This is a genomic window from Noviherbaspirillum denitrificans, from assembly GCF_002211445.1.
GTDB classification, from domain to species: Bacteria; Pseudomonadota; Gammaproteobacteria; order Burkholderiales; family Burkholderiaceae_D; genus Noviherbaspirillum; species Noviherbaspirillum denitrificans.
Map to the genome: position 1 here is coordinate 3,150,370 of NZ_LSTO01000001.1, position 12,070 is coordinate 3,162,439.

12 protein-coding genes are annotated in these 12,070 nt (G+C 61.4%); 5 read left to right on the top strand and 7 right to left on the bottom strand.

The window, feature by feature from the left end; genetic code table 11:
• Nucleotides 1–18: 18 nt before the first annotated feature.
• From AYR66_RS15270 to AYR66_RS15280, 3 genes are read right to left on the bottom strand one after another with little or no spacing between them, the layout of a single operon-like run.
• On the bottom strand, nucleotides 19–546 hold the full coding sequence (locus AYR66_RS15270; protein WP_088708206.1) for a thioredoxin domain-containing protein: 528 nt from the start codon (nucleotides 544–546) through the stop codon (nucleotides 19–21).
• Nucleotides 543–1,760: a sialidase family protein gene (locus tag AYR66_RS15275; RefSeq protein WP_088708207.1), complete on the bottom strand. Its 1,218-nt coding sequence runs from the start codon at nucleotides 1,758–1,760 to the stop codon at nucleotides 543–545. The genes AYR66_RS15270 and AYR66_RS15275 overlap by 4 nt, the downstream gene beginning before the upstream one ends.
• A gap of 6 nt (nucleotides 1,761–1,766) precedes the next feature.
• On the bottom strand, nucleotides 1,767–4,064 hold the full coding sequence (locus tag AYR66_RS15280; protein ID WP_088708208.1) for a TonB-dependent receptor: 2,298 nt from the start codon (nucleotides 4,062–4,064) through the stop codon (nucleotides 1,767–1,769).
• A 133-nt stretch (nucleotides 4,065–4,197) separates the two neighbouring features.
• Here AYR66_RS15280 and AYR66_RS15285 point away from each other — a divergent pair, with 133 nt between their 5' ends.
• Both AYR66_RS15285 and AYR66_RS15290 read left to right on the top strand, forming a co-directional pair.
• Nucleotides 4,198–5,466, top strand: coding sequence for an ATP-binding protein (locus AYR66_RS15285; RefSeq protein WP_088708209.1), 1,269 nt, complete (start codon nucleotides 4,198–4,200; stop codon nucleotides 5,464–5,466).
• Nucleotides 5,456–5,995 carry a response regulator transcription factor gene (locus tag AYR66_RS15290; RefSeq protein ID WP_088708210.1) on the top strand — a complete coding sequence of 180 codons (540 nt, stop codon included), beginning with the start codon at nucleotides 5,456–5,458 and terminating at the stop codon, nucleotides 5,993–5,995. The genes AYR66_RS15285 and AYR66_RS15290 overlap by 11 nt, the downstream gene beginning before the upstream one ends.
• A gap of 9 nt (nucleotides 5,996–6,004) precedes the next feature.
• Here the strand turns inward: AYR66_RS15290 and AYR66_RS15295 are convergent, their stop codons facing one another.
• Together AYR66_RS15295 and AYR66_RS15300 are read right to left on the bottom strand one after the other, a co-directional pair.
• Nucleotides 6,005–6,286: a hypothetical protein gene (locus AYR66_RS15295; protein ID WP_088708211.1), complete on the bottom strand. Its 282-nt coding sequence runs from the start codon at nucleotides 6,284–6,286 to the stop codon at nucleotides 6,005–6,007.
• 171 nt (nucleotides 6,287–6,457) lie between these two features.
• Nucleotides 6,458–7,378, bottom strand: a complete 921-nt coding sequence (locus AYR66_RS15300; protein WP_088708212.1) for a LysR substrate-binding domain-containing protein — start codon at nucleotides 7,376–7,378, stop codon at nucleotides 6,458–6,460.
• A gap of 158 nt (nucleotides 7,379–7,536) precedes the next feature.
• On the opposite strand from AYR66_RS15300, the gene AYR66_RS15305 reads away from it, so the two are divergent.
• Nucleotides 7,537–8,235, top strand: a complete 699-nt coding sequence (locus AYR66_RS15305; RefSeq protein WP_088708213.1) for a pirin family protein — start codon at nucleotides 7,537–7,539, stop codon at nucleotides 8,233–8,235.
• 20 nt (nucleotides 8,236–8,255) lie between these two features.
• A complete protein-coding gene (locus AYR66_RS15310; protein WP_088708214.1) occupies nucleotides 8,256–8,672 on the top strand; it encodes a hypothetical protein in 417 nt (138 codons plus the stop codon).
• Nucleotides 8,673–8,709: 37 nt separating this feature from the next.
• On the opposite strand, the gene AYR66_RS15315 is transcribed toward AYR66_RS15310, so the two are convergent.
• Both AYR66_RS15315 and AYR66_RS15320 read right to left on the bottom strand, forming a co-directional pair.
• Complete coding sequence (locus AYR66_RS15315; protein WP_088708215.1) at nucleotides 8,710–10,317, bottom strand: bifunctional aminoglycoside phosphotransferase/ATP-binding protein; 1,608 nt, start codon at nucleotides 10,315–10,317, stop codon at nucleotides 8,710–8,712.
• An 85-nt stretch (nucleotides 10,318–10,402) separates the two neighbouring features.
• Nucleotides 10,403–10,852 (bottom strand): Hsp20/alpha crystallin family protein, encoded by a 450-nt coding sequence (locus AYR66_RS15320; protein ID WP_088708216.1) that lies wholly within the window; start codon nucleotides 10,850–10,852, stop codon nucleotides 10,403–10,405.
• A gap of 438 nt (nucleotides 10,853–11,290) precedes the next feature.
• Here AYR66_RS15320 and AYR66_RS15325 point away from each other — a divergent pair, with 438 nt between their 5' ends.
• Nucleotides 11,291–12,022: a CBS domain-containing protein gene (locus AYR66_RS15325; protein WP_088708217.1), complete on the top strand. Its 732-nt coding sequence runs from the start codon at nucleotides 11,291–11,293 to the stop codon at nucleotides 12,020–12,022.
• The last annotated feature ends 48 nt before the right edge of the window (nucleotides 12,023–12,070 follow it).

A 12,070-nucleotide genomic window follows, 5' to 3' on the forward strand; every position in this document is an offset into this window, starting at 1 on the left:
GTGCCGGGCCGTTTATCGTTAGTGCACCGCGCGAACTTTCGCAGCCGAAGATCGGCGGCCTTCCGCTGCAAAAGAACCTGCATGTTCCGCCGCGAGCTCTCTGGTCACGAGCCCTGAATGCGCAACAACCTTGCCGTCCCTGCCAAACCAGTATGAACGCGGCAGCTCGCCACGCCATTTCGGATCGATCGCGTAGCGCAACTGCTCTTCCGGCGCCGGGCCAAAGGCCCAGGCTTTACCCGCGAGGCCGTGCGCGGACAGCTTCTTGCCGATCAGCTTCGCCGTTTCCGCATCGCCTGCCGGGTCGGTCGCGATAGTCACCACGTCCAGTCCATGCTTCCGCTTTGCCTCGGCCAATGCCTCGAAGCTCGGCCCGCAATACGCGCAGTCGAGCGACCAGACCAGCACGACAAAAGGCTTGCCCTGCCTGCTCGCCACGATCTCCCTGAACGAATCCGGGCCGAAGGCGCTGATGGAATCCGACGCCTGCGCCGTTCCGAGATGCCAGAGCAGCGCGGCAACTGCTGCAAGGATTGCCCGTTTCATGCCTTTTCCTTCCACAACGGAATGACGCGTATCCCTTCTTCTTGCGTGCGCCAGACGAGAACGATGCCACCGGGGGAATCGATGAGGTAAGGACTGTCTGAGTTGGCCGTCGTGCGCGCCGCTTCCATTTGCGTCCACGTGCTGCCGCCGTCGTCCGACAGTCTCGTAAAGACCGCGGTCGATTTGCCGTCGAATTCCTTCCACGCGATGGCGACCTGCTTGCCGCGCGCAAGGATGTCCGGGTGGGAGGTCTGGCCGCCATTGCCGAGCAGTTCCGGCTTGCCGCCGCCCGCGCCATAGAGGGAGCCGCTCATATCCCCTTCTATGCCGTTGAACCACACCTGGTGCCGCTTGCCGTCATTGCCATAAGCGACCGACGGGCCGTGGTGGGGGCAGGCATCGACGCGCCAGTCGTCGAAGGTCACGCGGGTGATTTCCGAGGCGACGCCCCTGACGCCGAGTTCGGCGAGCGCGTGGTCTCGGATATTGGGCGCGAAGACATGGCGCCAGACGGCAACCGGTACGCCTTCCGGGTTGAGTGACAAGCCGATGCGGCAGCATTCGCAGGTATGGTCGGCGACCTTGTAATCGCCGGTGAAGCTTTCTCCGCGGTCGTGCGACACCGCGTAGTACAACGCGGATCCGGTGTACTTTTCATTGCGCTGTTTTGCCTGCAGCGCGTCGCGGCCATCAATCCACGCAATTGTGATGCGGCCGTCCTTGTCCACGATCATCGACTCGAAGCTGTGCACGGTGTGGTCGCGGTTTGCATGCACGGTAACCGGCTCGGAGAAGGTCTTTCCGCCGTCGAGCGAGCGCACGAAACGGATGTTGCCGATGTGCGGCCTAGCGACCGTGCTGGTATAGCTGATGTAGATTTCGCCCTTGCCGCCAATGGCGATATGCGGCCGCGCTTCGCCGCTGGCAGCGACAGGCTCGGGCGCTTTCTGTATGCGTGCAGCGTCGGTCCAGGTTATGCCCATGTCCGGCGAGCTGCGGAGCACGACATATTGCCCGGCGCTGTCGGTTTCCTTCGTGACCACCCACAACCGTCCATCCTTGTCGAACGCCGCTCCCGTTCCCAGGTCGCGCGATGCGGTCTTGCTGTCATGGACATGCTTGCCTTGGGCAAAGGTCGCCGGTGTTACGGCGAATAGCGTAATCACACCAAGAACAGCGCCGATCCGAGTCAGGAAATGTCGTGTGGAATGCATGGCCGCTCACATGTCGAACTTCAGTTCCGCGACGTAGGTACGCTGCGGATACGGATGGAATGCCCAGTACTTGTAATTGTTCAGGTTATCGATGCCGAATGCCGCTGACCATTGCCTGGCGATCTGGTAGCGCACCCGGACATCGGTCACGAAATACTTGCTGAAGCCCAGGTAGCTGAAGCCGTTGGTGTCGCTGTTGTCGAGCTGGCCGTACTGGGTGCCACTATAGCGTGCACCGAGCGAATACGCCCAGTTGGCATCAGGCTTGTAGGTGGCGAGCGCGGTGGCGCGCCACTTCGGCACGCGCGGCTGGCGCTTGCCCACGCTTGCCGGATTGCCGCTGTTGGCGGTGATGACTGAATCCGCATAGGTCAGGCTGCCGTTGAGTTCCAGCCCGGTGACGCCGACATCCGATGCCAGGAACGCCAGTTCGAGTCCGTTGGTACGGACCTTATCCACGTTCTGCACGGTACTGACCGTGGCCGACAGCGGCTGCGAATACAGCGCGTCGCGGGTGCGCTCGAAGAACAGCGTGGCGCGGACCATGCCATTGGGCAGCATGCGCTCGGCGCTGAGTTCGGTCGTCCAGGACTTTTCCGGCTTCAGGTCGGGATCGGTATTGATGATCTCGTTGCCGCTGATCGAACCCTGGTACAGCTCGCCGACCGTCGGCATGCGTACCGCGCGTCCGGTCGATGCCTTGAGCACCAGGTCCGGGCTGGCCTGGAAGGCGATCGCCGCTTTCGGCGAAATGAAATTTTCGTCGCGCGTGGTGCCGAAGGGCAAAATGCGGGCGGCATTGCCGAGTTCGCCGCCCCAGGCGCGCCACATTTCATAGCGGCCGCCGAGGGTGGTTTTCCAGTCCTGCGCGAACTGCCAGGTGTCTTGCGCATACAGGCTGCGCAGCTGCGCGTTGCCGTTGAATGCGGAAAATCGCAGGCCCGCATCGCCATTGATCCAGTCGGCCGTGTTGCTGACCAGCGTACGCAGCTTGTATTCCTCCTGCTGTACGCCGAAGTCGACCACATGCGCGCCGACACCCTTGGCGCTTCCTGTCGGCCGCCAGGTCCCGCGCACGCTCAGGGTATTCCAGCCGGTGCCATCCATGTCGGTGATGCGTCCCGCGCCGCCATTGAAGGCTGCCGGCAGCACCGCGGTCGGTGCGCGCGCGATGTCCTTCTGGTAATCGTACAGGCTGGCCGCCACTTCCCAGTCGAACATGCCCTTGGTGTTTGTCTTGACCGACAGGCCGTGCATCACATGCTGGATATCATTGCGGCTCGGGGCAAAGGCGAGGCTGGGCGAATCCAGCTTGTACTGGCGGTCACCGATCACCACATCGCCGGCATAGACAGGATTGCCGGCCGCATCGCGCAGGTAGCTTTCGACGCCGCCGGTCGTGTTGTTGTGCCACAGGCCGAGCGTATAGCTGGCGCGAATGGTGGGGGAAAAGTCATAGGCCAGCTTGAGCTTCGCGTGGTCCTGTACCGTGTGATATTTCGTCGTGGTACCAAGGATCCACCAGTCGCGTTCCTGGTGGTTTTTCGCGCCGATGGCGCCGGTCACCACCGGCGTGCCGGCAGCCGGGTTAGCACCGTCGGACACCAGGCGGTTGGCGATCACCATCGGCTGGCCGGCGCTGTCGAGGCGATTGAGGTTGAACCACCAGGAAAACGCGCCGCTACGGTTGCCGGCCGACACACTCGCCTGCTTGGCGGAATCGCGTTCGCTGGTGCCGTAGAGATCGAAGTCCTGACTCGAATAGCCCAGCTTGGCGTGTGCCTCGAACCTGATGGGCATGCGCGTCACGTAATCAACCACGGCGCCGACGGAATTGCCCGGATAGGCCGCCGAAAAAGGTCCGTACAGCACATCGACGCGTTCGATTTCCTCCGGCGTCACCAGCCCCCAGCGCGGCGCGAAAGTCGCCCCGTTGCCGAGGAAATTCGACAGCAGGATGCCGTCGGCAAACACCATCGAGCGGGCGCTGTTGCCGGTGCCCGACGCGCGCGTGGACAAAACCGCGTGGTTGAAGTCGCCGATATAGCGCTTGCGGACCAGCAGGCTGGGCAGGTATTTCAGCGCATCTTCGCTGTCGGTGGCGTTAACGGTCACTTCGACCTGCTTGCCGGTAACGCCTTCGATCGTGGTCGGAATCTGGGTTGGCAAGGATGTCGGCTGACCGCCGATCACAGTGACCGTACCGAGTGTCTTGACGGGGGCTTCATGGGACTGCTGGGCAAATGCGCCGGCGGACAGTGCTCCGAGCAATGCTGCGTAGAGCGGCTTGCAGCGCGGGATCATTCTTCGACTTCCTTTTATCGTGTTGGCATTTTGGGAAAGGATAGAGAAGATTGCATGCCACGGTAATGCGACATAATGTCGCACCCCCTCTGTACGGCACGGAAACTGTTGTCCGCGCCGATATAATCGAGACATGCGAATTCCCTTGATCTTCAAGCCCTTGCCCCAGCACGAGGCACTCGGCCGGCTGGCGTGGATGCGCGCGATTGCGCTCACGTTCGAGGCAATCGGCGTGGCCATGGCTGTGTTGTGGCTGGAGGTGCACCTGGAGGTCGAACCGGTGCTTGTGGTCATGGCACTGCTGGCGGCATTCAACGGCTGGACGTGGCGGCGCCTGCAAAATCCGCAACCGGTAGGCGATACCGGCCTGTTTTTCCAGCTGCTGGTCGATATCGCCGCCTTGTCGGCGCTGCTCTACCTGACCGGCGGCGCAACCAACCCCTTCGTGTCGCTTTACCTGCCCGCCCTCGCCGTCGCCGCCGCCATCCTGCCGTGGAGCCATGCGCTGGTGCTGGCCATCGTTTCGCTGGCCGCGTACTCGGCGATGATGTCCAACTACGTGCCCATCCATGTCATGGATCACGAGATGGCGATGAGCTATCACCTGGTGGGCATGTGGATCAACTTTGCGCTGTCCGCCGCCCTGATCACCTGGTTCGTCGGGCGCCGCTCGCGCCTGTTGCGTGAAAAGGATGCACAGCTGGCAATGGCGCGCGAGCAACACTTGAAGAGCGAACAGATGATCGCGCTGGGCACGCAGGCTGCACGCACTGCCCACGAAATGGGCACGCCCCTGTCGACCATCGCGCTGATCGCCGGCGACCTGCGGCATGACTTTGCACGGGATCCGGCGCTCGCCGCCTACCAGGAAGACATCGCGACTATCGAAGCGCAGATCGCGCTCTGCAAGGCGTCCCTCGACCGCATGGGCGACAAGGCCGGCGAGGATGCGGCCTCACAGGACGATCCTGTCGACGTGGCAGGCTGGCTGGCGGAATTCATCGAGAAATGGCGGGTACGCTGCCCCGCGACGCGACTGAAACTATCGGTGGCGGCCGAAGGGGCGCAAGTGCGCCACGCCCACGATCTTGGTCAAGTCCTGCTGATCCTGCTCGACAATGCGGCACACGCCGTGTCGCAGGCCGACTCTGTCGTCAGTGTCTACCTGACCGTCGAGGCCCGCTTCGCCGTTATTCGCATCGCCGATCAGGGGCCGGGTATTTCCGCGGAACTGCTTCCCCGCCTCGGCAGCGAGCAAGTGACCAGCACGTCGGGCGGGCAAGGAATCGGCTTGACGCTCGCGTTCGCCACCGCCCGCCAGATGGGCGGACGCATTGTCCTTTCATCCGAACCCGGCGCCGGCACCACGGCGACCCTCACGGTGCCGCTGCATGAAGCCTAAGATTCTCATCCTCGACGACGACGACGTATTCTCGGCCACGCTCGCGCGTTCACTGGAGCGCAGGGGTCTTGAAGCGACGGTGGCGCATACCGGAGACGACGCACTCCAGGCTGCGACCCGCACCGCGTTCGATTACGCGACCATCGACCTGCATCTCGCCGAAGACTCCGGCCTGCAGTGGATCGCACCCTTGCGCGCCGCCCTGCCCCACGCACGCCTGTTGGTACTGACCGGTTACGCCAGCATCGCCACGACCGTCCAGGCCATCAAGCTCGGCGCGGACGACTACCTTGCCAAACCGGTGAATGTCGACTCCATCCTGTCTGCGCTGCAGTTCAAGACCGGAGCGGAGCTGGCGTTGCCGGGGGCGGAGGAAATGACGCCGCTGACCGTCGACCGGCTTGAATGGGAACACATCCAGCGGGTGTTGGCTGAGCACCAGGGGAATATTTCTTCGACCGCGCGGGCATTGAACATGCACCGGCGCACGCTGCAGAGGAAGTTGGGGAAGAAGCCGGTGGGGAAGTAGGAAAAGGCGTCAGACCGGCCAGTCGCGGTTCACCAGTTCCGCCAGCAGGACGCCGGCGCCAAAAATGATCGTACCCAATGCCACTTCCGGCAAGCCCGCAATGGCGCTCAGTGCCCCGGCCGACACGATTGCCATGCCGACCAGTTGCGCCAGCGGATGACGGCCGGTTGCTTCGGCTTTCCTGTTCGCATCCGGATTGCCGTCCCGCGCCAGCAGGTTCAGGAATTCCGGGCACTGTCCGCACTCCTCGTAATTGAAACTGGGGATGCTTATACACTCTTCACATTGCATGATTCACCTCCCGCTCCTGCCGCAGATATTCCTGCGGCGATACCGGGCACACTTCCAAGACTGCAATTTCAGCATCTTGTCCGGGCTTTTTCCACGCACTTACAATTTCGGACCTGATTTGCTTGACCTGAATTAAAGAAAATATTGCCGCAGGAAAAGTTTTCCCCGGGCTTAAGTATCTACGGACACGTTCAACAGCCGCTGCAGCGCCGGTTTCTTTTGCATGCGATCGATCCACCATTTCAGCGCCTCGCCCTCTTCGCCGGTCCGCCACGCCAGGTAAAACGTTTCCGCCGGCTTGCCTTCCTCCACCTTTTTTTCGACCAGCAAGCCCGCTTCGATGCCGTGGCGTGCCCAGGGCTCCGGCAGGAAGCCGAAACCGGTGCCGGCCACCTGGAACTGGAACTTGGTTCGCATGTCCGGCACGGTCAGCACGTCCTGTCCGAACAGAAGTCCGACCGTACGCACGGGCAACCGGCGCGCCGAATCCGCCACCGAAATCGCGCGATGCGCATGCAAGTCATCCTTGGTCAATACGCGGGATAGCTTTGCCAGCGGATGGGAGGGCGCGACCGTGAAGACAAACGGCACCTGTCCAAGCGGCAGTGCCGTATACCCGCCGCCGGAAGGTCCCTCCCCCGCTGCACCGACCAGCAGGTCCACCCGGCGGTCGATCAACGCTTCCCAGGTCCCGGACAGTGACTCCTGCGTGATGCGCAGGCGCGTCTGGTCGGCGCAGGCGTAGAACTCGGCAATATCCTCGTTCAGCCCGATGGGGGATAGGAGCGAATCGACGCCGATCACGAATTCCGTTTCCCAGCCGGAAGACACGCGCCGCACCCGGCATTCAAGGTCACTCGCCGCCTTGAGCAGGTGCCGCCCTTCCTTGAGCAGCTCGCGGCCGGCAGCGGTCAATGCGACTTTCGGGCCATTGCGCTCGAACAGCTGCACCCCGAGGTCCTCCTCCAGCTTGTTGACGGTGTACGAAATGGTCGACGGCACCCGGAACAACTCTTTCCCCGCACCGGCGAAGGAGCCGCGGCGGTCGATGGCATCGATGATTTCCAGCGCATCCAGGCTCAGCTTAAGCATTCGAAAATTTCGATCATAGATTGGCAAATTTTCCGTTTTTGTTTCCGGCGGTTCGTCCCCATAATAACTCCTGTGGCAGCGTATGAGGGATGTTATTTTTGAACCCGCTCGGCGCAGATGCTTTCAAAATTTTCGAACGTACTACAGGAGGATTGAACATGCTTCAGATTCGCAAGGCTGGTGAACGCGGTGCCGTCGACTTTGGCTGGCTGCAATCGAACCACAGTTTTTCGTTCGGACACTATTACGATCCGGAGCACACCGGCTTCGGCCCGCTGATCGTGATCAACGACGACCGGGTCGAGGCTGGTGCGGGATTCGATACGCACGGCCACCGCAACATGGAAATCGTTTCCTATGTGCTGAGCGGTTCGCTGCAGCACAAGGACAGCATGGGCAACGGCTCCGTGCTGCGCTATGGCGATGTCCAGCGGATGAGCGCCGGCACCGGCGTGCTGCACAGCGAGTACAACCCGTCGAAGACCGAACCGGTGCATTTCCTGCAGATCTGGATCCAGCCCAATGTGCAGAACATTGCACCCAGCTACGAGGAAAAGCATTTCGACACGCCGTCGAAGACCGGCCAGCTGCGCCTGATCGTGTCGCCGGACGGCCGTGAGGGTTCGGTCAAGGTGCACCAGGACGCCTTGGTCTACGCATCCATCCTCAATGGTGACGATGCGCAGAAGTATGAACTCGCCGAGGGACGCCGCGCCTATGTGCATGTCATCCGCGGACGCGTCAGCGTCAACGGTGTCGCGTTGTCGACCGGCGATGCATTGAAGGTCAGCAACGAAGACCTGGTCACGCTGGCCCAGGCCGAAGCTGCCGAGGTACTGCTGTTCGATTTGCCGTAATTTTTTTACTGGAGGTTGGCATGAATACGTTGCACCATCCCGTCATCGACACCGTGGACACCCGCAAGGCGCTTCTCAACCTTTCCCGGTCGCTGCGCCGCCTGCACCAGGCGCTGGTGCAGCTTGCGCGCCGCGCGTACGAGAAGGAATGGGGCGCAGTCGATTCCGGCCAGCTGCTCCAGCTGCTGACGCGGCATCCGGACTTCGACTGGCTGCATGCGCTCAGCGAACTGATGGTCGACATCGACGAGATCCTCGACCTCGACCAGTTGACCGCGCGCGACCTGAAGACGGCGCACGACGCGGTCGAACAGTTGCTGACGCTCCAGGAAGGCAACGTGACCGGCTTTTCGTCGCGCTACTTCGCCGCGCTGCATGACGATCCTGCGATCGTGATTGCGCATGTCGATGTGCTGCGGGCGCTGCAGGACAAGTAAGGTCTCCTGCGCCTTCCTGATCGCGACGGATGCATGACTATGGGCGTGTCCGGTCAATCCGGCTGACACACCGGCGAAAAGCAAGATCGCACGCCGCAGACAGCTGGCCTTGGTCCGGATGCCCGTCCATGTCGACGGAAAAGACAGATCCGGACTCTTCGGCACCCAGTGGCTCCGCGCTCCTGATCTGCTGCAACAGCACATGCGTGTCGGCGTCGGAGGGATCCTGATTCTCGCGCGAGCGCTTCTCCAGCCGCTCGCGCATCGCGGCTTCGTTGGCGTGGATATCGACAATCAGGAATGGAACGCCCAGTTCCCTTGCCAGTCCGGAAAACATGGACCTCTGTTCCGCGCGCAGAAATGCGGCATCGACGATAACGGGGAGGTGTGCTTCCGCAATGACATAGCGGGCGATATCCCGCAAGCGTTCGTAGGTATGTCGTGTGGCGATGCTGCTGTACAGAGGATCGTTGTCCGGGACTGGCTGGCGCGCTTGCATGCTGCGGTTGTACAAGCGCTTCCTTTCAATGTCGGAACGCAGCATGATTGCGCCGCTTCGCTCGGCAAATGCGCTTGCGAACGTCGATTTTCCTGACCCTGAAAAGCCATGCGTAACAACGATTGCGCGCCATTCCGGCCGCGCAATATCGATGGCCGATTCAAGATACCGTACGGCGGTCGCCATGCTCGCCGCCCTTCCCTCGCCTGACAATTGCGATGCCGCCAGCAGGGCGACCTTGCAGCGAACCAGCGCGTGATGAACCTGGTAGTACGCAAAAACGGCGAGGCCGTCGTAGTCGCCGGTTTGCGCGAGGTACTTGTTCAACAACCTTGCAGAAAGCGTCTTCTCGCCACGGAACCTCAGGTCCATCGAAGCAAAGGCAATATCATTCATGACATCGATCCAGCGCAGCGCACTGCTGAACTCGATGGAGTCAAAGACTTCAACTTTCCCGCCCAGGGTCAGGATGTTGCTGCAGTGGAGGTCGCCGTGACACTCGCGCACCGCCCCTTGCCGCTTGCGCCGCTCGAAGTGCATGGCAAGCCGGGAGCGCTGCTTCGCATCCCAGCCTCGCAGGACGCCCATCCGTTCACGCGAGGTTCCATCGTCGAGAAGTGCGTCGAGTTCCTTGAACGTGTCATCCGCCGTGCCAAAGATAACGTCGGCAGTGCCCCAGGGGGAGCCGGCCACAGCGATGTCAGCTGCGCCGTGAAAGCGGGCAACTTTCGCGGCCAGCGCGTCTATCTCCTGCCTGGATAACACTCCATCTGCGATCCGGGCCGTCCACAGCGCCTCCTGGGGAAAACGCTGCATCTTGACCGCGAATTCGATCGCCGCGCCGGCGCCGTCCAGGACGGGATGACGCGTCGTCCCGGTGATCGCCATCACGCCGAGATAAAGGTCCGGCGCGAGGCGGCGTCCCAGCCTGCACTCTTCTTCGCAATAAAAGCGGCGCATGGCAACGGGAGTAAAGTCCAGAAATGGAAAGCGTACCGGCTTCTTGAATTTATAGGCATAGGGGCCGGCCAGGACAACGCGCGAGATATGCGTTTCGATGAACGAAACGTCGAGGCCGCCACGCTGCCATGCCGCGGCCAGCTCCTGGACAAGCGCATGTTGAGCAAGGTCGGCATCTTGGCGCATTTTCACCTCAGCGCGAAATCAACGCCCATACGGCCGCAAGCGCCCTGCACAGGGCGCTTGCAATTTCGTGGAACAAGCGCAAGACCTACTTCACTGCAATTTGCCTGCGTTCGGTACCGGCCTTCTTCGGCAGCGACAGGCTCAAAACGCCGTCGCTGTAGCTCGCCGACGCCTTTGCATCATCCACATCCTGCGGCAATGTAAAGCTGCGTTGCTGGTGCCCGTAATAGCGCTCGCTGCGGACGACATTGCCGTTGCTCTTCTCCTCCTTCTCACGCTTGCACTCCGCCGAAATGCTGACCCGGTTGCCTTCCACTGCGATCTTGATATCTTCCTTCTTCATCCCCGGAAGATCCGCTTTCACCAGGTAGGCGTCATCCGCCTCCTCGACATCGAGACGTATGCGCGGTTCGGGCTCAAGGCCGCGCAGGGACGGCGTGACGGAGAATTCGCGGAACAGGTCGTCAATGTTCCGGAAGGGATCGAGGCGCATCATCTCGTTGATGGGATCGAAGCGCATGAGATTGCCAGCCATTTGAACCTCCTGTGATTTGTGATGATCAACAAGGGACAAGGTGTCCCGCCAAAATCAGCCGACCCGCGACTTGAATAAAGCCTGAATTCCTCCTGTTCCACAGTCACATTCAGGATATTCGCAGGCGATGACACCTCCAAGAAGTGCGTTTGACTCAGATCAGGTGATGCCGAATTTCTCGATTGCGTGGAAGAAATTCATGTATGGCGGAAAGAATGCTTGGGCCGGCGTGGCCGGTAACCATGTTCCATCGTACAACGCGGCATCCTTCCGAGGTTTTTCTATAGGTCACAATCCTTCAAGGCGGGAATCGCCAAGGACATGCTGGTGAACGGATTTCGCTTGACCTGAATCATGGAAGACCGGATGTCCTCGCAATAGTCTGCCTTCATCCGCATCACCGGCTTCCCGGACTACACCGCGGCAAGGAGATGAACGATGAAGGCATCCGATATCATGACTCAACCGGTAATTACCATTCGCCACGATGCATCCCTCCAGGAGGCGGTACGACTCATGCTGAGCAGAGGGATCAGCGGCGTGCCGGTTGTCGACCATGTGGGGAAGCCACTCGGAATGCTGTCCGAAGGCGACCTGCTGCGGCGCGCGGAAACCGGAACGGAGCGCACGCGTCCGCGCTGGATCGCCTTTCTGGCGGGCTCGGGCACGCTGGCGGATGAGTATGTCCATAGCCACAGCAGGCATGTACGCGACCTCATGTCCACGCCGTTGATCTCGGTGCCCCAGGATGCGCCGCTGGAGTCCGTTGTCTCGATGATGGAAGAACACCGCATCAAGCATGTCCCGGTAATGGACAGCGGGCGCCTGGCGGGAATGATCACGCGCGCGAACCTGATGCAGGCGCTCATGCATTTCTCTTCCGGATTTTCAGGGCCGGGTCCCACGGACGCGGACCTGAGGCAGCGCGTTCTCGAAGAATTGAAAGGCACGCCTTGGGGCGACAAGGGTTACATCAACGTGATCGTCAAGTATGGCGTCGTGCACCTGCAGGGCATCGTGACCGATGCGCGAGAACGCGATGCGCTGCGAGTGGCGGTGGAAAACATCCCCGGCGTGCATGCCGTGATGAATCGAGTCGAATGGTGCGACATGACGTCAGGGACTGTCATTCCGTTTCCGGACGAACGGCTCGAAGTGCCGCCGCCCTGAGCATTCCAGGATTGCGCGGAACAGTCTGTCCGCCGGGTCAGACCGCCT